Below are 24,635 nucleotides of genomic sequence, written 5' to 3' on the forward strand. Positions count from 1 at the left end.
TTTTATGAACAACTTAATCACAGGTTATCCACCGTGAATTGTGGATAATTAGAACGGTTGTTCTGCAAGTTTAAATCTGATAGAGTAAGGGTACAAATTAGTAACTTACCACTATATGTACGTTGTTCCGTAAATATACGTTCATTTTCGGGGGTGAATGATTTTCATGCGAAAACTTTCGGATGAATTGTTGATCGAGTCCTATTACAAAGCAAGAGAACTAAAACTAAACAAAGAGTTTATCCTGTTAATCGAAACAGAGATTAAGCGCCGGTCATTAACTCATAAAATTCGAGTTTCTTCTTAAAAAACGTCCCATTGGGCGTTTTTGTTTTAGGCTCTTCTCTCAAAGTTTGTTCCTTTTGGATTCAATTCAGATGGTCTAAGCTTCAAGTTACTTCCAAAAACTTTTTTAGAGAAAAGAGCTTGCAAACTTCCACGAAAACAGCCATGTTCTATCTATCGTTTGCGTCGTACACAGCTTATAATTGAGGGCAAAATGGCACAGACTTTCTCTGTGCCAAATCCTCAAATTCAATTATTCAAACTTCCAAGTTTTTCTCCTACCTTAATTGGCTTAGGAAGATTGAGCTCTTCAGATATGTTTAGAGCATCCTGCTCGAACAGAAGAACAACAGTTGAGCCAAAAGAAAAATAAGCGATTTCTTCACCTTTTTGAAGGGTTTCTCCTTTATGTATGAGTTCGATAGAATTGACAAACATCGCCCCTACCTTTACGACTGCCATTCTTCCATTCTCATAGCCAATCTCGGTAATATTCCGATAGTTTTTAGCTAGTGTATCTCTTCCATATTTAAGACCTAGCCGATTAACTGGATAAGACGAAGTTCCAAGGGTCCACCGCTTTAAGACTTCACCAGAAATTGGACTATGAATCCGGTGATAATGACTTGGACTCAAATAAAGAACCATGTATTTCCCTTGTTTGTAATACTCGGCCGCTTCCTTACTACCTAACATTTCAGCAATAGAATAAATTTTCCCTTTTACAACGATTTGATGGTTAGGTTCAATAACGCCAATGTCCTCAATCACCGCATCGACAGGACTGACAACATCGGAGTCCAAGGCAATCGGCCTCATTCCCGGCTTTAGTTTTCGAATAAAGAAGTCATGCAAACTTTCATATTCGTGTAGGTTCTTTTCCATTTCTTCTTGATTTATCTTATAAACACTAGCGAAGGAAGGGACAATCCATTTGCTTTTCCGGGATTGCGCAAAACGCTTTAATATTTTAGAAGACCAGTTCCGATTGGTTAATTCAATGAATAAACGATATAAGCTTTGTATCAAAGCAATGACCTCCAAAAGTGGTAGCAGCTTCATCCATGAGTGACATTATATCATTTATAAGGAACAGCAGCCAAGATTCCTCTAGAATTTTAATACTTTGTTAAATCAAGAAATTCTTCTACATCACTCACACACAGACCAACAGCCTTTTCCCAGAAGTCCATCTTTGATAAATCAATGTTTAAATGTTTCTGTGCTAAGTCCTCAACAGACATGGATGCAGAGTCTTTAAGGAGATCAATATATTTTTCTTCGTAGCTCTCACCAGCTTCCAATGCTTGAGCATATATGCCCAATGAAAAGAGAAATCCAAATGTGTAAGGAAAATTATAAAATGGAACACCCGTGATATAAAAATGAAGCTTAGAGGACCAAAATTGAGGGTGATATTCTTCCAGTGCCCCACCATAAGCCTCAACCTGTGCTTCCTCCATCAATCGATTCAACTTCTCAACATTGACAACTCCATGCTTCCGTTCTTCATAAAATCTCGTTTCGAATAAAAACCTCGCATGAATATTCATCAGCAGCGCAACCGATCGTTGAATTTTATCCTCAAGAAGGGCAATTCTTTCTTCCTTTGTACTCGCCCTCTTCAAGGCAGCATCCGCAACAATCATCTCAGCAAAAGTCGACGCCGTCTCAGCGACATTCATAGCATAGTTACGGTTTAATAAGTGCAAATCCCTCATTGCATATGTGTGAAACCCGTGACCAAGCTCATGGGCAAGTGTCGAGACATTTGAAGGAGTCCCCGAATAGGTCATGAAAATTCTGGATTGACTGCTTTCAGGAAAAAAAGTATGGAACCCTCCTGGTGCTTTCCCTTCACGGTCTTCCGCTTCAATCCAATTGTTTTCAAAGGCCATTTGTGCAAAATCAGCCATTTCGCTCCCAAACTTTGAGAAATGATCAATAATAAACTCGGCACCTTCCTGGTAGGTCATCTTCGAAGAGGTCTTCCCAAGAGGTGCATCAAGATCATACCAGCTTAATTTATCTAATCCTAACAGTTCCGCTTTTCTGTTTAAAAACTGAACAAATGGTTGTTTATTGGCAGAAATAGCAGACCACATTGCATCAAGCGTTTCTTTGTTCATACGATTTATGTCTAGTGGTTCTTTTAATACATCATCCCAGCCCCTCAGGTTATAGGTATTGAGGCGAAAACCAGATAAATGATTTAATGTTTTAGCAAAAAAGTCGCTTTTCGATTCCCAAGCTTTTTCCCACTCAACGAACATTCTTTTTCTAACTTCTCTATCTCCATTTGAAAACTGATTCGCCGCCTGACCTACGGATAAATGCTTTACTTCCCCGTTCACTTTAAAAGGAATTTTAATTGAACTGACTAGTAAATCGTACATTTGACTCCATCCATGGTAACCATCTGTACTAAGAGAGGTAATCAACGCTTCTTCTTTTGCTGACAGCTTCTCAGCAGCCCGCTCTCTTCTCTCATCAAGAACAAATCGGAGCGTCTTTAGGAAGGTATCTTCCATTATAGTGGACCAATCGTCTTCGTTTATAGTTGTTAACTTCACATCAAACTCTAACAAGACATTTTGAAAATTAGCGCTAAGTTCGGTGACCTTAGCTTTTAACTCAGTGGCCTTCTTATCCTTAGTATTCTGCGCTTGAAGGCAACTGACAAATGCACCTGCTTGGCGGATTTGTTTAGCTACATTCTCAAACTCCTGAATAACCTTTACTAGTTCTGCTACGCCATTATGTACATCCTTAGGATTCCATAGCTCCACCTTCGTTCTAAAAGCATCTATGTTCTTAGCTGTCGAATTGAGATGGGTTGCAAATTCCTCGGAATCACTACCACCTTCAAAGAACTCATTCAAACTCCAAGTATCTGAATATGTATGAACCACTATTTTTCCCCCTTTCATTTCCTACCATTATAGATGTATTTTATTCTTTCGGCTATGTTAACCTGCTATGAGTCCTTTCAGGCAAATAGAAGCCCTCTATTTTACCGTTCTCTTCTCGCTTGGCCCGTTTCGGGCAAATAGAAGCCCTCTATCATACCGTTCTCCCTTCCTTGCCACGTTACGGGAAAATAAAAGCCCTGTGTGCCATTTGCTACTTTCCACAGCTCACAAAAAAAGGCTGACCATATGATGATCAGCAAAATAACACCAATTATTTATATTCTTATTTCATATTATTCTTTTTTTCCTTTTCTGCTCGGTAGAACTCATGGAACATTTTCATTAAAGCTCGCTTTTCTATCCGCGAGACATAACTTCTAGAGATACCTAATTCCTTTGCAATCTCACGCTGTGTTTTTTCTTTTTTTAGATCCAACCCAAAGCGTCCGATAACCACTTCTTTTTCACGTTCATCGAGGATGTCGATATATTTTTTTACTTTTTCAAGCTCCATGCTAAGCTGAATAGTATCAAAAACATCCTCGGATTCAGATTTCAGTACGTCAATAAGAGAAATTTCATTTCCCTCTTTATCCTGTCCGATAGGGTCATGAAGTGATACGTCTTTTTTCGTCTTTTTAAGGGCCCTCAAATGCATTAGTATTTCGTTTTCAATACACCGAGCCGCATAGGTGGCTAACTTTGTTCCCTTCCCTTCAGAATAGCTTTCAATCGCTTTAATGAGGCCGATTGTTCCGATAGAAATCAAATCCTCGGAATCTTCACCAGTATTTTCGAACTTTTTTACAATATGAGCAACGAGCCTTAAGTTGTGCTCAATTAGCATGTTACGTGCATGTGCATCTCCTTCGGCCATTAATCTTAAGTACTTTCGCTCTTCTGCTGAAGATAACGGTTGGGGAAATGCATTATTTTTGACATATGAAACAAGGAATACAAATTCCTTTACTAAATATCCAAGTGCTGCCAATATTCCCGACACTTTTCCACCCCCCGTGTATTTAGGCTTTTGCCTATAATAGATTCCTATGAGAGAAGTGTCAGGTTCGTGTATGTCCAACTAAAAATCTTTTGGATGAAATTATTCCCAATCATCGAAACAAGAAAAAGCACCAACCACTATGGTTAATGCTTTCTCCTAGAGTTTTTATTCATTAATTGGCTTGCTTGTGTTTCCGTCTACTCCACACTAACTTCAGCCGCAATAATGCTTCCGATTGCACCACAGATAATAAGGCCCATTACTATGGAAAACATCGTTCCACCCCTTTGTAAGAAGCTAATATTTTGCTTCAAATTTATCACATTTTCACTGTGTTAAAAGGGGTGGCTTGTGAACACTTTCTAACAATTTATTTCAATTTGTGTTTTTTTCTAAAAATCAAGGTTAATAACAGTACTTGGATCACTCAAAATCCCTCCTAATTAATCTGGTTAGGTGGAATCCTTCTCCACCCATAACACTTCTTGACGTCTTTGAATTAAATAAATCATTTACATTCCCACCTTTCTTTTATTTTAAAAAAGAGTAACCTAAACAGATTAGTAATGCCTTATATATTTCGCAACACGCTCTTGATTTTCTTGATACATTTTCTCAACCATTTGATCATGGAGTGCTTCTTCTAATGTGCTTTGTCTTTTCTTAATCGTAATGGTGAAAAATAGGATATTTAAAGTCATACCAATTTCACCTCCTAACTGCTAAACGCGTTAAATATCTTCACCTCTTAAAATTGCCTGTTTTCCTATAGTTGGAAAAATCATCCTTCATCCCGCCTTTCCTAAGTATGGTAAAAATCTACATTAGAGTTGGTTCATTATTGAGGAAACTCGTCTCCTGTTTTCTTCATAGAGCTTCTCAACTGTTTGATTGTGAATTTCTTCTTCTAGAGAAATTTCACGTTTTCTCAGTGTGATCGTAAAAAATAAAATATTCAAAGTCATCTTGTAATCTCACCTCCTTATCTCTATCCGCGCACGAAAAAGCCGCAGAAGAAACCCCCTGCGGCTAAAAATGGGCACAAATATACCGCAGGGCACGCTTCTCCCTGCGGCACGGATATGCTTAGTCACGAAAAAATACTTAAGCGATCCATTCCGATCTGGTCGAATGCGTAGTTATAACATTTTGAACTGGCTGGATTGGCTGAACTGTTTTCACTTCTACCCATACCTTTGTAATCATCATTTCATTCGACCTCCTTAAGTAATTATTTTCTTCAATGGTAATTATATCCACTGGAAACCCGTTTGTAAACCGCTTTTTCGCCTAATTTTCAAAATTGTTTTTTGATGTTTTTCTGAAATAATTTGGTAAAGGACATTGCTGATTTTCAAAACTGTTGATTGGAGCGTAAGGCGCTTGACTCCTGCGGGAGCAGCGGGACAGGTGAGACCCCACAGGAGCGCAGCGACGAGGAGGCTCACCGCACGCCCCGCGGAAAGCAAGTGCCTGGAGCGCATATCAACCTACTTGTTAATCAGGGCCTTTGAAATAAAAAAAACGCCCATTAAGGACGTTTTTGTTTTGAGATATATTCCATGCCTTCTTCTGTTTCAATTAACTGCTTACGAAGGCTCTTAGATAAACGAAAAAACACGATTGAAAGCAGCAAAGAACCCGTTGATGCCGCTGTTGATATATAGATATCACTTGCTGACTGAACAGCAGAAGGGATAATGATGCCAAGATAGAAAAATGCTCCTACTGTTAGCAATACGATTCCAAAGTAACGGTAATCCACCATTTTTTCATACATCTGTTTTAAATCCACATCAATCACCCCTGTTATATAGCTAGTAATCTAGTAATAAAAATTTCTTCACTATAATAATTTAACATAAATATTTATTTAAAGATGCATGTAAATAGTGTAAAAAAAGAAGCCTCTTGTAAAAGAGACTTCTGGGTTCCACATTTTTGAAAGCTTATTTATTTAGTTCTTTAGTTATTTTTAAAACAAGTGTAGCCGAATGTACGGCTGCTGTTTCAAGGAACTGATCGAAAGATATATCCGATTCCTTCCCTGCAATATCTGATAACGACCGGATAATCACAAATGGTGTGCCAAACTGGTACGCTACTTGGGCGATGGCTGCTGCTTCCATTTCAACAGCTTGCAAGTTTGTAAACTTTGATTTAATAAAATCAGCCTGTTCAGGCTTACTGATAAAGGAATCTCCAGTAGTAATCAATCCTTTGACTACTTGGATATCCTCAATTTCCTTTGCACACGATTCTGCTACACTGACAAGGCTAGCATCCGCTTCAAAAGCTGCTGGTAATTGAGGTACTTGCCCATATTCATAACCAAAAGCGGTAACATCTACATCATGATGGCGCACATCTGTAGAGATGACCACATCTCCAACGTTCAAATCTGGGTTCAGGCCGCCAGCTGAACCTGTGTTAATTACATAATCTGGTTTAAATCGTTCGAGCAAAATGGCAGTTGACATTGCAGCATTTACTTTACCTATGCCAGAACGCAGAAGAACCACCTCTGTTCCTTCTAACGTCCCCACTGTAAATTCAAATCCTGCAATGATCTCCTTTGCTTGGTCTTGAATCTTCCCTCTAAGTAATGTTACTTCTTCATCCATTGCTCCAATAATTGCTATTTTCATACTACAACCCTTTCCGCTGTTTGCTTCACTATAGCGCAGTCTCTACGCATTAAATCGATACTATATTTATTCTTCTAACTTAAGTTCTTCAAGTTTAACAGGCTTCCAGCCCTGGCCGTCCACCCAATCAATGGCAACTCGATATTTTACGGGACCGCCTTTACCAGACACCGTGCCTACTGCCTTTTGTGGACTGCCATTGTTTCTAAGATGCCAGACAGTCATATCATCTACAGCAATTCCTGAGGCTTGGGAGAGCGCCTGCAGCATCTCTTGCCAATCAATAGATGTATCGTCATAGACGGCAACATGCTCTCCGGTTTGAGATGTGCCAACCGGTTGCCAATTCGGATCAATAATCGTCTGTTTTACATCAGGGCTATCTCCCCCCTCCGTAACAATGGGGTCTGAATGTGCCTGATCCTCTGTTTCTGCTTCTGTTTCACCCTCTGGAGTTTCATCGACTACTTCTTTGGTCTGCTCTTCACTATTGCCAGAGTCTACGTTCACATCTTTATCTGCCACTTCCTTGTTTACTACAACAGAAGTATTTGCTTTTTCCGCCTCACTCTGGCTATCCCCAAAAAAAATCTTTACTGTTACAAATACAATCAACAGCAATACAACTGTGATTAAACTGTTTAAGATAAGATTCGTTTTCCTTCTTTTCGCCAGTTTTTGCGCCCTAGAAGCCTCGTTTTCAAAATCATTATTCAATATCCTCACTCCCTCATTCACAGACAAAAATAGCCAACTGCTAAAAAAAGTCTTTCATATAAGGCTGACAACATTCTACCATGTCTTTTTACAAACATGAAGGGTTTTTATCATAGTTGACGATAGAGGACAGGACACTTTCACTAATTTTCCTCGTCGAAGCGATAAACCTCTTCAACCATCCCCGCAAACAATGGATTTATTCCACCTTCATTTGTATGTACTCCTAGGTTTACGACCACAAGGGCATATTTAGGATTCTCATAGGGAAAATAACCTGCGAACCACTTGTTATGTGTTTGTTTACCATCCTTCATAATTCCTGTTTCTGCTGTTCCCGACTTTCCAGCAACAGAATAAGGTAAGTCCCTAAACCAGCGTCCAGTTCCATCCTCATCTAGGACAACCTCTCGAAGAAGTTTTTGCAGTTTTTGAGCCGTAAAAGGGGAGATGTTATCACCACCTAATTTTTTCTCATCAAAACCAAACACCTTCGTACCATTACGATATTCAACTGATTCCACTGCCTTAACCATTTGTTTGTCTCCACCCCGAGCAATCGTCGCCATCATATTCGCCACGGCAAGTGGTGTTACCCTGACCTCATGTTGACCAATAGCGGAAAGAGCAACAAAATTATCATCCTTGCTTGCATTTTCGCTTTTAAAAACTCGCCCCATCTCTTCGTCAGCTAACTGACGAAATTGCTCCGTATGAAAAACAGTTCCTGTCCATCCTACACTGCCAGTTAAGGAAAGTTTCCTTGCATACTCCTCAATAATGTGAGGATCTTTATTCTTTAATTCTTTTGCCAAATCGGCAAAAGTCCGATTACAGCTTCTAGCAAAACTTTGTGTGAAATTCAATTCTCCATGCTGATAGTTCGGATCCGGCTTCCCATATATATTTTCATCACAATCAAAACTTCGCGAAGGAGGCTGTAAGCCGTAATCAATTGCTGCTGCTGCGGTAACCGTCTTAAAGACTGATCCAGGAATTTGTTGTTTAAGCATCCGGTTTTCAACCCCTCGGTCCCCAAACGGATTTTTCCGATTAAGATGAGGCCTTGAAACCATGGCTAGAATGTTATTCGTTTCAATATCAAGTAACACGAGACCTCCATCCTCTATCTGATGTTTGTCTACGAGGTTTTCGGCCACCTCCTGAAGTTTTTTATCAATAGTCGTTCTTATGTTTATAGGATAAAACGGATTAGCGGGTTCTGAATACTTAACATTTATCCCAAACAAGGGAGACCCTATCCCATCTACGTGATAGACTAGCTTAGACTTCCCTTCCCCGACCAGAAATTCATCAAAGCTTTTTTCTAACCCAGAGAGTCCTACAAGAGTTCTAGAGGTGAATTCCTTATCCTCGTACCTTTCTTTAAGAAGGGAAGAATTTTCACCGGTAATGCCAATTAACTGCTCTGCTTGAGTATTGGAAAGAGGGTATTTTCTTTCTACCGCAAACACACCTGGAATTTTCATTTCGTTAATGGCATCCATTTCATCTTTTGATAGAAGATAGGGGTCAGGAGTCCCCAACGCAACTGGACCATCGGCATTTTCTAACGTATTGAGTATTTCATGCTTTGGTATCCCGATAACAGACGCTACTTCTTCCACCGGCCAGTCTAGGTGATTAAGGAAGGGGAATAAAATCAAAACGGGAATATTTTCATAAATTAATGGTTCTCCAAAACGATCTAGGAAGTTTCCTCTTCCATTATCAATGACCATCTCCTGAGTCCGCTGATTAACGCTTCCTTCAAGGAGATTAATCTCATACTTAGAAAATGATTCTGTAGAAATAAGCTGAATTTGTGCTAGCCTGGCAAACAGGACAGCAATTCCAACCATAATGAACGCTAAACATACCTTTAACCGCCGCTCCCTCATAAAAAAACACCTCGTCAAAAGTGTTGACGAGGATGCTTTTTTTCAAACAGGTCTATTTAATTATTACTTAATCGATGTAATCTTCACAGCCATCTCTCCACCAGGAGTCTGAACCGTTACTTGATCTCCGACCTTTTTCCCAAGTAAACTTTTGGCAATTGGAGAATCATTTGAAATTTTTCCTTCAAAAGGATCGGCTTCTGCACTACCTACAATGGAATAAGACTCCTCTTCTCCATCGGGGAGTTCGACGAATGTGACTGTACAACCAAGGCTAACTTCGTCCACGCTTGCCTCATCTTCTTTAATGATCTTTGCATTGCGAATCATGTTCTCAATTGTCGTAATCCGACCTTCAACAAAGGCCTGTTCTTCCTTTGCAGAGTCATACTCTGAGTTTTCTGAGAGGTCTCCAAAACTTCTAGCGATTTTGATTCTTTCAACGACTTCTTTACGTTTAACCGTTTTCAATTGTTCTAATTCTTGTTCCAGCTTCTGCTTTCCGGCTAGTGTCATCGGAAATACTTTCTCTGCTGCCATAATCCTTCACTCCTTCTAATCTTCGCAGATTCCCCAATAAAAAGGTTTTGTATGTAGGGTTTTTAAAAGATAGAGTAGCGCGTCCTTTGTTAAGGGCGCGCACTACTATTCGATATAAAATATTATCTAGCATTTCTAGTATTTATGCTATTGTGTCACAAAAAAGACTTTTGTTCAAGAATTGTTTGGATTTTCGTTACCATTAAATCGATTGCCACATAGTTATGCCCGCCCTCAGGGATAATGATGTCCGCATACCGCTTTGTTGGTTCAATAAATTGGTTATGCATTGGTCTCACAACGTTGACATATTGTTCGATAACAGAATCCATCGAACGTCCCCGCTCTTTAATATCACGAAGCAGCCTCCGTATAATACGCAAATCAGCGTCAGTATCTACAAAAAGCTTGATATCCATCAAATCACGAAGACGTTCATCTTCGAGAATAAGAATTCCTTCAAGAATAATGACATCTTTCGGTTCGACATCAATTGTCTCACTAGACCGTGTATGAACGGTATAATCATAAACTGGCTTTTCCACTGGCTCATAGCGAAGGAGCTTGTTAAGGTGCTCAATCAGCAAATCATTATCAAAGGCAAGAGGGTGGTCATAGTTCGTCTTTAACCGTTCCTCAAAAGGCAAATGACTCTGGTCCTTATAGTAGTAATCTTGCTCAATCATAAGAATAGAGTGCCCTTTGAAGCTCTCATAAATCGACTTTGTAACACTTGTCTTACCAGAGCCAGAGCCACCAGCAACCCCAATTACAACAGGCTTGCGTTTCATGTCTATTTCTCCTTTCGCATCATGTTGTATGGGTATACAGGTTTATTCATTTTAAATTTAACGATTTGTAGTGGATGTCGTGCGGCATCTAGCTCGTTTCCATCCTCATCCCAAATTTTCTCGATTACATAATTGAAATTCTCAATATCTGGTCCGAAAAACTCGACTTCATCGCCTGGTTTAAAATAGTTTCGCTGTTGCAATGTAACTATATTCGTTTCGGTATCATAATCAAGCACCATACCAACGAAATCAAACGTCGTCTTTTTGCTATGATTTCCAAACATTTGCTCTTTATACCCAGGAATTCCCTCGAAGAATGCCGTTGCTGTTTCACGGTTTGCACACTTATCAAGCTCTTCTAACCATTCCTGCTTAATTTTAAAATTAGTAGGGTCCGCACAATAAGCATCGATCACTTTACGGTATACACTAACAACCGTTGCAATGTAGTGAATCGATTTCATACGGCCTTCAATTTTTAAGCTATCGATCCCAAGCTCAATCATTCTTGGAATGGACTCTATTAATTTCAAGTCCTTAGGGCTCATTGCAAAAGGAGCGTCCCCTTGGTTTGTTAATGCTGATTCAGCACCATCCTCTAGTTGGTATAAATCATAATCCCAACGGCAAGACTGGCAGCATCCACCACGGTTCGAATCACGAGCCGTCATATGGTTACTTAAAGTACAACGTCCAGAATAAGCAATACACATTGCCCCATGAATAAAAGTTTCAATTTCAATATCGACTTTTTCTTTCATTTCTTGGATTTCTTCAGCGCTAGTTTCACGAGCAAGAACGACCCGCTCTAAGCCCTCTTCTTTCCAGAATTGGACTGCCTTCCAGTTTGAGAGAGATTGTTGCGTACTTAAATGTACCTCGACGTTAGGTGCTACTCTCCGGCATGTTTCAATGATTAGTGGGTCCGCAACGATAATTCCATGGACTCCTGCTTCTTGTAAGCCGATTAAATAGTCGTCAAGGCCATCGATATTTTCATTATGTGCAAAGATATTTGTTGTAACATAAACCTTTGCACCGTATTGTTTAGCAAACTCTACGCCTTCCTTCATTTCTTCAAACGTAAAGTTGTCAGCATTTGAGCGTAGTCCGTATTCTTGACCACCGATAAATACGGCATCCGCACCATAACGGACAGCGATTTTTAATTTCTCGAGATTGCCAGCCGGAGCTAGAAGTTCTGGCTTTTTAACAATCACACGCTTACCGTCTACAATCTGTGAGATTGTATCTTTTACTGTTGCTGTCATCATTTTTCCTCCTTTTCCAATTGCTTAAAAACGCATATATGGCATTTTTTTGTGTCTGTTTTCCGCAAATTTTGTTGCTATAGAACCAGGAAAGGTTGATTTCCCTAAAACAACGAACTTCTAGAAAAACAGCCCTATTTATTAATAAACCGTCTCTTTAAAGAAGAATCCTGTGTCAAGTGGGCGGTTTTCTGGTTGGTGTTCTTCTGCTTGTGAAAGTAACTCATCTTTTACATCTTCATACTGATCAGGATCTTCTACTGCTAGATCGATGGCTTTTCGGTATAGTTCTGTGACAGCTACCAAGTATTCGGGTTGCTTTAAGATTCCATCAATTTTAAAAGAATCAACACCGGCTTCCACCATTTCTTGTAGTTCATCGATGATGCAAATATCATTTGGACTCATGATATGTGTTCCATTCTCATCTTCGAAGATTGGGTACTTGTTGCTGCGTTCCTTGTCATGAAGAAACATATTCTTTTGCTGTTTACGGTTCTCGATTTCCAACGCTTGTCCTTGGTATTCAAAATAATTCCCAAGCAGATTGCGTTTGGATTGGAACATACAGGTCATTCCGTGAACCTGTACTTCAATTTCCACTTCAGCGTTCTCCTTCATTTCAACAATCGCATCCATGCTAATTTCCCTAGCTAGAACGGCACGTTTCGCACCCTTTCTTCCCCAGTAGTTACATGTATACCAGTTCGTTGCCGTAGTTTCGGTATTCCAGTGCAACTTCATTTCTGGTGCTGTTTCGCGGGCCGCCATTAACACAGCAGGATCGCCAAATACAATCGCATCAGCCTGTACTTCCTTAAGAAAGCTAATATAGTCATTTAAAAGTTCAATTTTTTCATTATGGAAGATAGCATTCATGGCAACATAGACCTTTTTACCTTTTGAATGAGCTAATTCAATCGCTCGTTTAACATCGTCACGAGTAAACTCACCCGCTAAACGCAGGCCGAATTTTTGTTCACCGATCATAAATGCGTCGGCACCAGCTTCAACCAATGGCAAAATATCTTCTACACTAGTCGGAGTCACTAATAATTCTGGTTTTTTCACCTTATTCACCTCTTCATACTAATCGCTACGCCGTCGCCAACAGGAAGGATGACCGTGTCATAATCCGGGTGGCTCATCAACCAGCGATTGAAGTCATCTATTTTTTTGACTAGACTTTTGATTCGTTTATTCGTTGTATCCTGAGTGGCAACAAGTCCTTTGAACAGGACATTATCAGTTATCACCATTCCCCCAGGTTTTAGGAAGGCCGTATATATTTCAAAGAATCGTTTATATTGACCTTTAGCCGCATCAATAAACACAGCGTCAAACGTCCCCAACTGACTGACCTGCGTTGCGGTCTCAAGAGCATCGCCATAAATAGTCAGGATTTGCGATTCTTTGTTTGCCTCTTTAATATAAGCTCTTGCTTTAGATAATCGTTCTTCATCGCGCTCAATGGTAACGATTTTAGCATTAGGTAAAGCATAAGCCATTCTTAGAGCAGAATAACCAATTGCGGTTCCCACCTCTAAGATAGTTTCTGCTTTTTTTAATCTTAACATTTGCAGCATCATCTCAATTCCAGCGGGCTCCATAATTGGAACTTGATGCTCTTTGGCATAGGCTTCCATCTCCGCTAGTATCCCTTTACGGGAAGGTATAAGCAAATCAATATATTCTTCCAGCTGTTCATCTATCACGCTGCATCTCACCTCTATTCATAGAGCATGCTTAATTATCAGTTATCATTCGTATAGACATGAAAAAATAGCGTTAACAGCTAGATGAAGAGTAACAGGCATAGTTTGCCAACGAAATAGATCCTCAACACTGTAAATGACGCTATCATTACACGTATGAAAAACACTTGAACTATTTTATCATAAAGAACGGAGGAATGCTAATCCATTGCATTCCTCCGACTGCTGTTAATTATTGGTTTGTAATATGTTCATTCTTTTTACGATTATGCTCTTCTAAAGTTTTCGAGAAAAGCACATCTCCAGTTGGAGTTGCTAGAAAGTACAAGGAATCTGTTTCTGCTGGTGTTAGTGCTGCTTCAATCGACATAACCCCTGCATTCGCAATCGGACCTGGTGGTAAACCGTAGTACTGATACGTATTATATGGTGAATCAATCTCTAGGTCTTTATAATAAACCCTATCTTTATGTTCGCCATGAGCATACAAGACCGTTGGATCTGTTTGTAGCTTCATCCCAGTTTCGATTCGGTTGTAAAATACACTTGAGATTTTGTCACGGTCTACTTTTTGTGTTGCTTCTTCTTCAATTAATGAAGACATCGTTAGAAGTTCATGTAAGCTAAGTCCCTTTTCTTCAGCTAAGGGGAGATACTCCAGAACCACTGACCGCGTTTTATCGAGCATTGTAGATACGATTTCTTCTAGTGTAGGATTCTCCTCGTAAAACGGATAGGTAGCAGGGAATAAATAGCCTTCAAGCGGATACTTCACTTGGTCATCAAGTATTTTATCCGTTAATAGATCTGGATATTTAGCCATTAAGTCCTCTAAAAAATCCGGGTCGTTCAACTTCTTCAATACATCGTCATATTCACGGTTTGTCTTCTCCGCAATAATTTCTGCAATTTGCGTAAGCTGTTTACCTTCTGGAATCGTTAATTGCATGACGACATCTTTCATCACCGTGCCTGTTTTGAGCGCGTCAATAACTTCTGATATATCCATTGACGGTTTCAATTTATATTCACCAGCCATAAAGCCCGATTCGTTTTTAAATTTTACATAATATTTAAAGATCCGCGCATCACGAATAATTCCGTTATCCTCGAGAATTTGGCCGATTCCCGTTGAAGTTGAACCAATTGGAATTTCGACCGGCACTTCCTGCTGGTTGGTTTCATCAACCGGCTGCAAAGCATTTTTAATATAAAAATAACCTCCGCCACCAAGACCTGCAAACAATACAACGAAAAGAATCGTTAACGTAAAGACAATTTTTCGTACGACCTTTGCCTCACTATGCTGTTCGGCAACCTTTTCGTATACTAATTTTTTTCTTTCGCCCTTTGGCAATTTTCTGCTGTCTTTATTCTCCTTAGTCATCATTTCCCCCCTGGGCTGACTTTTTATCATAGGATGTCCTAAATGTAATTTCTCGAATTATTATACTATATTTCCTTAATCAAGTCGCAAGAAATTACAATAAAACTGTTTTTTCGCCAAAATTCATGATAAAAAGCTGTGTTAAAACTGGGTATTGATTCTCGTTCAATAGCAGTATTCAAACAAAACGATGTACTATCGTACTGTTGGTGTAGCGAATTTAAATGTAGTTCTCTTGGATTTTTTTGAAGTTAACTTGTCTAATTACTATAAAAGAGCCATACCCTTAAATTGGGTAACCAACTATAGAAAATAAGGGGAGTTTTTCCCGTTAAATACAGACTAGAGGTCGTTTTGAGGTAAATAGGGGGAGTTTTTCCCCCTATACAAAGCAAAATTACCTATTTTCACGTTTTTCGAGTCAAATAAGGGGAATCTCTACCGCTATTTATGCTAATTTTAGAGCCATTTACAAATTAAGGGGAATTCTTCCCTCTATATTATCAAATTAAAGTGCCTAACCTGATCCCCCTAACCGATAAGAGCAAACTGGTCCCAGAACTCATTTCTCCCTATTGGTGGGTGGATGTTTTTATGCAAATGGATAACCTAGGCACTTAGTATCTGCTTAAAAAAGTAATTAAGCTTGAGTTAGAGCCAATAAAAAAGAACCGAGACATTAATCCCGGTTCTTTTATGAGAATTCTTATATCATTAAACTAAGGGAAATGTTCTACTCTTCTTCGTCTTGCTCAGCAAGGAAGGTCTCAAGCATTTCTTCAATCATGTCCCATTCTTCATCAGACTCGATTGGCATTAACTCTCCGTCTTGGCCATCTTCAGTAGGTGTGAAGGAGGAAGCATGGATTTCAATTTCCTCTTCTTCATCTTCTTCTGCTCCGATTGGATAGTATAAAACATATGATTTGTTAAACTCGTCTGAATCAAAGGTAAACAGCACCTCACAAAGCTGTTCATTTCCGTTTTCGTCTACTACTGTAATATTGTTTTCACCGTGGTCCATTTTCTTTCACCTCATTAATTTTGACTGTTAAGATACCCCTGTAGAATCATCACAGCGGCCATCTTATCAATAACCTTCTTGCGTTTCTTACGGCTGACATCGGCTTCGAGCAGTACCCTTTCAGCTGCCATCGTGGTTAGACGCTCGTCCCATAGGATGGTAGGAATACCGAATAAGCTTTCAATCTCTTTAGCATATCGTTGACAAGCTTCTCCACGCGGTCCGATCGTCCCATTCATATTCTTTGGGAGTCCAACAACTACTTTGTCTACATTATGCTCTTTTATAAGTTTACCTAATCGCTCGAAACCAAACTCATTTTCATCTTCATTGATTTTCAGTGTTTCAAGCCCTTGAGCTGTCCACCCAAGTTCATCGCTTAATGCAATGCCGACTGTCTTCGTGCCGACATCCAACCCCATAATGCGCATTTATTGTCCCTCTCGTGAACGTTTTAAATAAGACTTTACTAGCTCTTCAATAATTTCATCACGTTCTAACTTTCGGATGATGTTCCGGGCATCTCGGTGGCGAGGAATATAAGCCGGATCACCTGAAAGTAGATAACCAACAATTTGATTAATTGGGTTGTACCCTTTTTCCTGAAGTGCTTCGTACACCTCGAAAAGCACGTCATTTACATCATGCTCAAACGGCTCCTCAGGGAAATTAAACTTCATCGTTTTATCAAAAGAGCTCATCGAATGCACCTCGCTTTTTTCGTTGAAGGTAAATTTAAGCTATGTTACCTACATTTTACACTACTTCCTCTTTATATCAAATTGATTTTACCCAATCTTCAACAATTTGTAGGGCATTGTCGAGCTTTGATGGATCTTTTCCACCTGCTTGTGCCATATCCGGTCGGCCACCGCCGCCGCCGCCACAGATGGTAGCTGCTTCTTTGACCAATTTACCAGCATGGTATCCTTTATCAATCAAATCTTTTGTTACACCGGCAATTAGATTTACTTTTTCACCCTCTGCACTACCTAGTAAAATGACAGCAGAACCTAATTTTTGCTTCAAGTCATCTGCCATATTTCTGAGGCTGTTCATGTCAGCTGCCTGAACTCTTGCCGCAATCACAGGTACTCCATTGATTTCCTTCACCTTCGATGCAAGGCTTCCTGCTTCAATATTCCCCAACTTGGCAGCAAGTGATTCATTTTCTCTTTGAAGTTGCTTATTCTCTGCAAGGAGAGTATCAATGCGTGTTGCTACTTCCTTTGGAGCTGTTTTTAACTTACCAGCTGCACTTTTTAAAATTGAAATTTGGTCATTTAGCGCTTTATAAGCAGCTTCACCTGTGACAGCTTCAATTCTTCTGGTTCCAGCACCGATTCCACTTTCGGTAGCAATTTTAAATAAACCAATAACGGATGTATTTGGAACATGGCAGCCACCGCAAAGCTCAAGGCTGTAATCTCCTATTTGAACAACGCGAACGATATCTCCATACTTTTCACCAAAAAGAGCCATCGCTCCCATTGCTTTCGCCTCAGCAATTGGTTTAAAGTCTGTCTGTACTTGAATGCTCTGCCAAATTTTCTCGTTCACAATCGATTCGATTTTCTCTAATTCTTCAGATGTAATCTGACCAAAGTGAGAGAAATCAAAACGAAGACGATCTGGTTCGACAAGGGATCCAGCTTGGTTAACATGTGCACCAAGAACGTCTTTTAATGCTTGATGAAGCAAATGGGTCGCAGTATGGTTCTTTACAACTTGGGAACGGTTAGCATAATCTACTTTAGCCGTAACCTTTGTTCCTTGTTTCAGTGTTCCATCTTCCATCACTGCATGTTGCAGGTTCTGTCCATTCGGTGCCTTTTGAACATCTTTGATTGAGGCCTTTACCCCATTGGCTTGAAGGATACCTTTGTCAGCAATCTGTCCACCACTTTCAGCATAGAATGGCGTCGTATCCAGAATAAAATGGAACTCATCCCCTGTTGTAACCGAGTCAACTAACTGACCATCCTTTAAAAGAGCTACTACATTCCCTTCAACTTCTAGCTCTTCGTAGCCGACAAATTGGCTTTCTACCGTGATATCACCAAGAATTCCACCTTGCACCTGCATCGAGCCTGTATCCTGCCTTGCAGAGCGAGCACGTTCCCGCTGAAGTTCCATCTCAGACTCAAAGCCCTGATGGTCAACCTGCATGCCTTCATCCTCTGCATATTCTTCTGTTAACTCAACCGGGAAGCCATAGGTGTCATACAGACGGAAAATATCTTTCCCTTGAATCGTGTCGCTTCCCTTTGACTTCTCTTCTTTTATCAATTCTGATAGGATGGCAAGCCCTTCGTTTAGAGTTTCATGGAAACGATCTTCTTCATTTTTAATGACTTTTGCAATAAACTCGGCCTTTTCTTTTACTTGTGGGTAAAAGTCATGCATGATTTCCCCAACCACTGGTACAAGATCAAACATAAACGGGCGATTAATATTGAGTTTTTTTGCGTAGCGGACAGCACGGCGAAGCAAACGGCGCAGAACATAACCGCGACCCTCATTCGAAGGCAAAGCACCATCCCCAACAGCGAATGCTACAGTACGTATATGGTCTGCAATTACTTTAAAAGCTGTATCTTTTTCGTTTGTAACCCGATATTTCTCTCCAGAAATCTCTTCTGTTGCATTGATAATCGGCATGAAAAGGTCCGTATCAAAGTTAGTTGGTACGTTTTGAACAACGGATGCCATTCTTTCAAGGCCCATACCTGTATCAATATTTTTCTTAGGAAGCGGTGTATATGTACCGTCAGGATTATGATTAAATTCAGAAAACACTAGGTTCCAGACCTCTAGATAACGATCGTTTTCTCCCCCCGGATAAAGCTCTGGGTCTTGTGGGTCATCCCCGTATTCAGGTCCACGATCATAGAAAATCTCGGTATTTGGTCCACTCGGACCTTCACCAATATCCCAGAAGTTGCCTTCTAAGCGGATAATTCTTTCTTCGGGTATGCCAATCTTGTTCTTCCAGATTTCAAACGCTTCTTCATCTTCAGGGTGGATGGTTACCGAGAGTTTCTCTTTATCAAAGCCAATCCATTTTTCATCGGTTAAAAATTCCCATGCCCAGTCGATTGCTTCAACTTTAAAATAATCACCGATTGAAAAGTTCCCAAGCATTTCAAAAAACGTATGGTGTCTCGCTGTCTTCCCCACATTTTCGATATCATTTGTACGAATCGATTTCTGGGCGTTTGTTATACGTGGATTCGCAGGAATAACCCGACCATCAAAGTATTTTTTTAACGTTGCGACACCGCTGTTGATCCACAACAAAGATGGGTCATCATGTGGCACTAGTGGTGCACTCGGCTCCACAGAATGCCCTTTTTCCTGGAAAAAGTCTAAAAACAATTTTCTCACTTCTGAACCAGTTAACTGTTTCAAACAAAAAACCTCCTCATTATATTTTAAAAGAAATGTTGTTTACAGGTTTGAAGGCAAACAAAAAAGCCCCCATCCCTGGACAGGGACGAGAGCTAACTCGCGGTACCACCCTGATTATGAATACCCCAAAAAGGGTACTCATCTCTCAAAAGCGCCTTAACGCGGCATACGGCAGTGTTTGACTGCACTCCAGATTAGCCTTCTGTTACCCTTCACTTGGAATCTCTTTCAGCCTAGGAAATTCCTCTCTTATTAGCGGACTGTAACATACTCGATCTTTCAACATTTTCTTCATTTTCATTTCTTATAGCCGAATTATATAAAAGCTAGAATCCTTTTGTCAAATCCCTACTCATGTGCAGGCCTACTTTTTACACGTATCATATACTCCCTTGCATGTAAAATCGCTGTTCTGATGACTACAACGATTGGAACAGCTAGGACTAGTCCGAAAAGCCCACCAACTTCCCCTCCACCGATTAGAGCAAACATAATCAGTAACGGATGCATATGAAGGCTTTTACCAACAATAATCGGTGAAAGAATATTGCCTTCAAGAAACTGTAGGGAAAACACAATGATTAAACAAATGATCACCATTTTCATTGAAATCGTCGCGGCTATAATTACAGCTGGCACCGCACCAATGATAGGACCAAAATAGGGGATGACATTTGTGATTCCAACAATAAAACCTAACAAGAGTGAATACGGCATGCCTGCTAGGAAAAAGAATAAAGTGGACAATACTCCAACTACCAGACAAACTAATAATTGCCCACGAATATAACTACCTAACGATTTGTCCACATCACGCAAAAACATTTTGCCATTCTCACGCCATCTTGATGGTGTGAGGTACCAGGCTGCTCTTTTCATCAAATTAAAATCCTTTAGCATATAAAAGGCGATAAACGGTATGATGGCAATGGTTACTATTGAATTAAGAAACCCTTTGAGGATACTTAGCAGTGTTGATAAAATTCCTTCCAGATAGGCTTCCACGGCAATAATGCTCTCATCAATCCGTTCCTTAATGGCTGGCGGCAACCGGGACGTTTCATCCTGGATACCATCCACTAACTCCTGGTAATGTGCAGTGAACATCGGAGCATTTTCTGCAAGGTCGTGAAGCTGATGAATGAAAGCAGGAATCCCCCTGTAAAGCCCAAACCCAACACCACCAAAAAATAAAGTGTAGATGATAAATACAGCGATCCCCCTATGTACCCCACGATTATGGAGATTTTCAATAATTGGATGTAGAAGATAAGTGATAAACCCTCCAACCGCAAATGGAATGAGCAACGCGGTGAACACTTCGAGGAATGGAGCCCATACATGCTTTAATTTAAAGAAGACATATATGACAATAAAAAAAAGCAAAAGGAATGCTAGACGGTAAAACCATTTCATTCGAATATCCAATTTATCACCACCCTTACGTCTATTTTTAAACAGTGAGGGCAGATTATGCAAAAAAAGGCTGTTTTCGTAAAAAAGATTGTTGTTAAAAGCGGTGTTTAAAGTCAGATAAGCTATTTTTAACGTTTCAAGTGACTATTTTGTAGTTGAAACAAAGCTTATATACAAAAACAACAAAGTTTGAGAAAAGAGCGTTAAAAAATCCCCTGTAGGTACACAGGGGATTTTGGATATTAAAGAATCGCTTTTGTGATTCTTTTTTGCAATCGTTTCATTTGGCGTTTATCCATCATGTTGTTTTTTTGCATATAATTGACAGCAGCCACACCGGCACCTACGACTAATGCTGAGGTTAACATTCTATTCATATTCCGCTTCACCTCTTCTTTTTATTTCACATGACAGGTTGGGTTTTACATACCAAATAGACGCTCTTCCTCATCAAACAGGTCATCAAGTGAGCTCAGTGAACCGTCTTCTTCCACTTGATGGGTATGAATGATGCCTTTCGACAGGGACAATTCAATGAAGCAATTCCAACAATAGTATTGATTTATACCAATTTTCCCGATATCTTTACTCTGACAATTGGGGCATGTCATCATCAATGCTCACCTCGTTAACAATGTTCTCTACGTTAACAATGATGGCATCTTTTCCAATTGCAGGGGGATCTACGGTTTTAACTACGCGTTTTCCAACTGTAATATCTGAAAAAAAGCCATCCGTTAATTCGTACCCTACAATCGTGCCCAATTCCTCGAGAAAATATACATCTTGTAGAAGCCCCAATTCCTTGCCATCTGAAGAGAACATCATCCTCCCACTTAGCTGTTCCTGGTGCTCAAACGTGAATCCGGGAGGGGTTTTCATTCTTTCTAGAGCATTCCGATTGTTGATGACAACACCGTTTGCTCCAAATGAATGAACATGTTCAACCTTTATCGAATACGTTTTCTTGAAGAGATTCCCTTTTTTAATCAGCAATCCTTCCACTTTTCCCTTCCCAGAAACAATCAGGTCGGAGACTTCACCTAGCTTTGTTGCACTTTGTACCTCAATGACAGGAAGGCCTTTGATTAATGAAAATGTCCGCAAAGCGAGCCCACCTTTCCGAACATTTCTAGTTTCCGCTTCCCTCCATAAAATCATAAGGGGTAAGGTTTTCCATTCCGATCATTGGGTCCACGTTCATAAGAACTTTTACAAAATCCTCGGCTTTTTTCGGCTGTTCGTTACCATTTTGATTCTCTAAGTTTTTACTTTCATCCATTTCTGATGGGGATGTTTCAACGCTGGTCGTTTCCGGAAGTGTTTCCGAAAGCTTCACACAAAGGGTGGTATTTCGTTTTAAATCATCGCCTCGTTCAATTCCTCTTCGAAATGCCTCTTCTTCTCCACAAAGGATTAAGAACTGCTGACTTCGGGTAATCGCGGTATAAAGTAAATTCCTTCGAAGCATCCTAAAATAGCTTTTGACCACTGGTAAAATGACAATTGGAAATTCACTTCCCTGCGATTTATGAACAGAGCAACAATAGGCATGAGTAATTTGCGAAAGGTCTTGGCGAGCATAGGTGACTTCATTTCCTTCATAAGAAACAATGATTTGATCTTGTTTTTCAGTATTTTCCTTTGCATAAAAAATCGCGACTATTTCACCCATATCCCCGTTAAAGACATTGGCCTCGGGCTGATTGACTAATTGGAGCACTTTATCGCCGACCCGGTACTTTACATCACCGAATGCCATCTCCTTTCGGCTGCCGTCAGGGTTAGGGTTGAAAATTTCTTGAACAAGTAAATTTAAACGATCAATTCCAGCAGGACCTCGATACATCGGCGCTAAAACTTGGATATCCTTTGCCGTGTATCCTTTCTTTTTCGCATTTACGACGACCTTTTTAACCACTTCAGAAATTTGTCCCGTTGAACATTGAAAAAAAGATCGATCAGGCTGTTGTGCCGATAAATCCTCTGGCAAGGTTCCTTTTTTTATCTGATGAGCTAGGTCAATAATCGACGAGCCCTCTGCCTGTCGATAAATATCAGTAAGGCACACCGTTGGAATCCGCTCGGAGTCAAGTAAGTCCTTTAAAACTTGTCCTGGACCAACGGATGGGAGCTGATCTTCATCCCCAACTAAAATTACTTGGATATTATCTGGTAGCGCCTTAAACAGCTGATGTGCCAACCAAATATCTACCATTGACGATTCATCAACAATCAGTAATTTCCCCTCAAGCTGGCGGTCTTCATCATGATCAAAGCCATCTGCACCATTCCAACGGAGCAAGCGATGTATTGTAACAGCCGGAAGTCCAGTTGACTCGGTCATTCGTTTCGCGGCTCTTCCTGTCGGGGCGCAGAGTAAAAACGGAAACGGTTCTTCTTTTTTGTAATCATTTATATCTAGTGAACAGCCATGAAGCTCTGCATATAACTCAACAATTCCTTTAATAACAGTTGTTTTCCCGGTCCCTGGACCACCTGTTAATATCATCATCGGGGACATTAATGCGGTTTGAATTGCTTCCTTTTGGGTTGGTCCATACTGGACCCCAAGTCGTTCCTCAAGGTCACCAAGGGCTAGAAGAAATTCAGACTCTGGAAATTGGTCTTTATATTCTGTTTGATCCAAAACTCGTCCAATATTGGTAACCAAACCTTTTTCCGAGAAGTACAGTGTTGGAAGATAGATTCTCCTATCTTCCACAATGATTTTCCCTTCCTCCCCAAGCTTCACCATTTCGTTTGAAATGTCACTAAAATCAATTTCCACAGGCTCGTTTTGTTCAAGCAAACTTTTGACCTCTTGGAGAATAGCTTCCGCCTCCATATAGACATGTCCAGATTGGACACTGGAAGATTCAAGAGTATAAAGACAAGCTGCTTTAATTCGATCCGGATGACTCCCTGTAATGCCAAGCTGGCGACCTAGTTCATCAGCCCGACCAAAACCAATCCCTTCAATATCCTCAACAAGTTGGAATGGATTTTTTTTAATCAATTCCAGCGCCTGCTCCCGGTAGGCTTGGTAAATTTTCATGGATAGCTGTGGTCCAAATCCATATTGATTCAAACCAACAATCACCTGTTCAAGACCTTGATGCTCCATCAAGGTGTCATAAAGCTGTTTCGCTTTGTCCGGATTGAGCTTGGGAACGGTATCTAGCAAGGACGGGTTTTCCATAATTCTAGTGATTGCATTTTCACCCAAGACCTCGACAATACTTTCCGCCGTCTTTTTCCCAATTCCTTTAAATAAATCACTTGATAAATAGGTGATGATCCCTTGTTTGGATTGCGGCAAATCTTTCCGAAAATGAGTGGCTTGAAATTGAAGCCCAAATTTCGGGTGATCGGTAAAAGAACCATAAAACACATACGTTTCTTGCTCATGGATTTTGGGGAAATAACCTGTGATGACGGCCTCTTTGTCATCATACTCCTCGTTTGTCTCCTCCACTCGAATCCGCATGACCGTATATAAATTTTGGTTATTATGAAAAATGGTCACTAAATGCCGGCCTTTTATGTAGTTTCCCTGTTCTTGGAACAAGTCGAGCGAGTCTTGCTTATCCATCAGTTACCCCCCTGAC

The 24,635-nt window shown here is 40.2% G+C and carries 25 protein-coding genes and 1 other annotated feature; of the genes, 1 reads left to right on the top strand and 24 read right to left on the bottom strand.

Annotated features, from left to right (window positions below; translation table 11 throughout):
• The first annotated feature begins 166 nt into the window (after nt 1-166).
• Nucleotides 167-307 (top strand): sporulation histidine kinase inhibitor Sda, encoded by a 141-nt coding sequence (locus tag BMX30_RS03145; protein ID WP_090741127.1) that lies wholly within the window; start codon nt 167-169, stop codon nt 305-307.
• Between the two features lie 227 nt (nt 308-534).
• On the opposite strand, the gene BMX30_RS03150 is transcribed toward BMX30_RS03145, so the two are convergent.
• The 24 genes from BMX30_RS03150 to recD2 all read right to left on the bottom strand — a co-directional run bounded on the left by BMX30_RS03150 (nt 535) and on the right by recD2 (nt 24,619).
• Entirely contained in the window at nt 535-1,314 is a 780-nt protein-coding gene (locus tag BMX30_RS03150; protein WP_090741128.1) for a phosphatidylserine decarboxylase, read from the bottom strand.
• An 89-nt stretch (nt 1,315-1,403) separates the two neighbouring features.
• Nucleotides 1,404-3,200: a M3 family oligoendopeptidase gene (locus BMX30_RS03155; protein WP_090741833.1), complete on the bottom strand. Its 1,797-nt coding sequence runs from the start codon at nt 3,198-3,200 to the stop codon at nt 1,404-1,406.
• 280 nt (nt 3,201-3,480) lie between these two features.
• Nucleotides 3,481-4,200: an RNA polymerase sporulation sigma factor SigK gene (gene sigK, locus BMX30_RS03160; protein WP_090741130.1), complete on the bottom strand. Its 720-nt coding sequence runs from the start codon at nt 4,198-4,200 to the stop codon at nt 3,481-3,483.
• Between the two features lie 560 nt (nt 4,201-4,760).
• Nucleotides 4,761-4,901 (bottom strand): YrzI family small protein, encoded by a 141-nt coding sequence (locus tag BMX30_RS03165; protein WP_090741132.1) that lies wholly within the window; start codon nt 4,899-4,901, stop codon nt 4,761-4,763.
• A 123-nt stretch (nt 4,902-5,024) separates the two neighbouring features.
• Complete coding sequence (locus BMX30_RS03170) at nt 5,025-5,165, bottom strand: YrzI family small protein (protein ID WP_090741134.1); 141 nt, start codon at nt 5,163-5,165, stop codon at nt 5,025-5,027.
• Between the two features lie 566 nt (nt 5,166-5,731).
• The gene (locus BMX30_RS03175) at nt 5,732-5,995 is read right to left on the bottom strand and encodes a YrhC family protein (RefSeq protein WP_244532494.1); all 264 of its coding nucleotides are present in this window, start codon (nt 5,993-5,995) and stop codon (nt 5,732-5,734) included.
• A 154-nt stretch (nt 5,996-6,149) separates the two neighbouring features.
• Nucleotides 6,150-6,848: a 5'-methylthioadenosine/S-adenosylhomocysteine nucleosidase gene (gene mtnN / locus BMX30_RS03180; RefSeq protein ID WP_090741136.1), complete on the bottom strand. Its 699-nt coding sequence runs from the start codon at nt 6,846-6,848 to the stop codon at nt 6,150-6,152.
• A gap of 66 nt (nt 6,849-6,914) precedes the next feature.
• Entirely contained in the window at nt 6,915-7,586 is a 672-nt protein-coding gene (locus BMX30_RS03185; RefSeq protein ID WP_342028060.1) for a YrrS family protein, read from the bottom strand.
• 122 nt (nt 7,587-7,708) lie between these two features.
• Entirely contained in the window at nt 7,709-9,466 is a 1,758-nt protein-coding gene (locus BMX30_RS03190) for a peptidoglycan D,D-transpeptidase FtsI family protein (RefSeq protein WP_090741141.1), read from the bottom strand.
• Nucleotides 9,467-9,529: 63 nt separating this feature from the next.
• The gene (gene greA / locus BMX30_RS03195; RefSeq protein WP_090741142.1) at nt 9,530-10,006 is read right to left on the bottom strand and encodes a transcription elongation factor GreA; all 477 of its coding nucleotides are present in this window, start codon (nt 10,004-10,006) and stop codon (nt 9,530-9,532) included.
• A 155-nt stretch (nt 10,007-10,161) separates the two neighbouring features.
• Entirely contained in the window at nt 10,162-10,797 is a 636-nt protein-coding gene (udk, locus tag BMX30_RS03200) for a uridine kinase (protein WP_090741144.1), read from the bottom strand.
• A gap of 2 nt (nt 10,798-10,799) precedes the next feature.
• Nucleotides 10,800-12,071, bottom strand: a complete 1,272-nt coding sequence (locus BMX30_RS03205; protein WP_090741146.1) for a peptidase U32 family protein — start codon at nt 12,069-12,071, stop codon at nt 10,800-10,802.
• A gap of 141 nt (nt 12,072-12,212) precedes the next feature.
• Nucleotides 12,213-13,142 carry a peptidase U32 family protein gene (locus tag BMX30_RS03210; protein WP_090741148.1) on the bottom strand — a complete coding sequence of 310 codons (930 nt, stop codon included), beginning with the start codon at nt 13,140-13,142 and terminating at the stop codon, nt 12,213-12,215.
• A 5-nt stretch (nt 13,143-13,147) separates the two neighbouring features.
• A complete protein-coding gene (locus BMX30_RS03215; protein ID WP_090741149.1) occupies nt 13,148-13,786 on the bottom strand; it encodes an O-methyltransferase in 639 nt (212 codons plus the stop codon).
• A 232-nt stretch (nt 13,787-14,018) separates the two neighbouring features.
• A complete protein-coding gene (gene mltG, locus BMX30_RS03220; protein WP_090741151.1) occupies nt 14,019-15,173 on the bottom strand; it encodes an endolytic transglycosylase MltG in 1,155 nt (384 codons plus the stop codon).
• 733 nt (nt 15,174-15,906) lie between these two features.
• Entirely contained in the window at nt 15,907-16,197 is a 291-nt protein-coding gene (locus BMX30_RS03225; protein WP_090741153.1) for a DUF1292 domain-containing protein, read from the bottom strand.
• Between the two features lie 14 nt (nt 16,198-16,211).
• A complete protein-coding gene (ruvX, locus tag BMX30_RS03230) occupies nt 16,212-16,628 on the bottom strand; it encodes a Holliday junction resolvase RuvX (RefSeq protein ID WP_090741155.1) in 417 nt (138 codons plus the stop codon).
• Nucleotides 16,629-16,898, bottom strand: coding sequence for an IreB family regulatory phosphoprotein (locus tag BMX30_RS03235; RefSeq protein ID WP_090741157.1), 270 nt, complete (start codon nt 16,896-16,898; stop codon nt 16,629-16,631). It abuts the gene before it with no gap.
• Nucleotides 16,899-16,974: 76 nt separating this feature from the next.
• Complete coding sequence (gene alaS / locus BMX30_RS03240) at nt 16,975-19,608, bottom strand: alanine--tRNA ligase (RefSeq protein WP_090741159.1); 2,634 nt, start codon at nt 19,606-19,608, stop codon at nt 16,975-16,977.
• Nucleotides 19,609-19,686: 78 nt separating this feature from the next.
• Nucleotides 19,687-19,900 (bottom strand) — a binding site (T-box leader).
• Between the two features lie 56 nt (nt 19,901-19,956).
• The gene (locus BMX30_RS03245; protein ID WP_090741161.1) at nt 19,957-21,036 is read right to left on the bottom strand and encodes an AI-2E family transporter; all 1,080 of its coding nucleotides are present in this window, start codon (nt 21,034-21,036) and stop codon (nt 19,957-19,959) included.
• 230 nt (nt 21,037-21,266) lie between these two features.
• Nucleotides 21,267-21,401, bottom strand: coding sequence for a YrzQ family protein (locus BMX30_RS03250; protein WP_090741163.1), 135 nt, complete (start codon nt 21,399-21,401; stop codon nt 21,267-21,269).
• Nucleotides 21,402-21,446: 45 nt separating this feature from the next.
• Nucleotides 21,447-21,638, bottom strand: coding sequence for a hypothetical protein (locus BMX30_RS03255; protein ID WP_090741165.1), 192 nt, complete (start codon nt 21,636-21,638; stop codon nt 21,447-21,449).
• Nucleotides 21,610-22,131, bottom strand: coding sequence for a PRC-barrel domain-containing protein (locus tag BMX30_RS03260; protein ID WP_090741167.1), 522 nt, complete (start codon nt 22,129-22,131; stop codon nt 21,610-21,612). Before BMX30_RS03260 ends, BMX30_RS03255 begins: the two co-directional genes overlap by 29 nt.
• 25 nt (nt 22,132-22,156) lie before the next feature.
• Nucleotides 22,157-24,619 (bottom strand): SF1B family DNA helicase RecD2, encoded by a 2,463-nt coding sequence (gene recD2 / locus BMX30_RS03265; RefSeq protein WP_090741169.1) that lies wholly within the window; start codon nt 24,617-24,619, stop codon nt 22,157-22,159.
• Between the last annotated feature and the right edge of the window lie 16 nt (nt 24,620-24,635).

This window comes from Mesobacillus persicus (genome assembly GCF_900109925.1).
Lineage (GTDB): Bacteria > Bacillota > Bacilli > Bacillales > Cytobacillaceae > Mesobacillus_B > Mesobacillus_B persicus.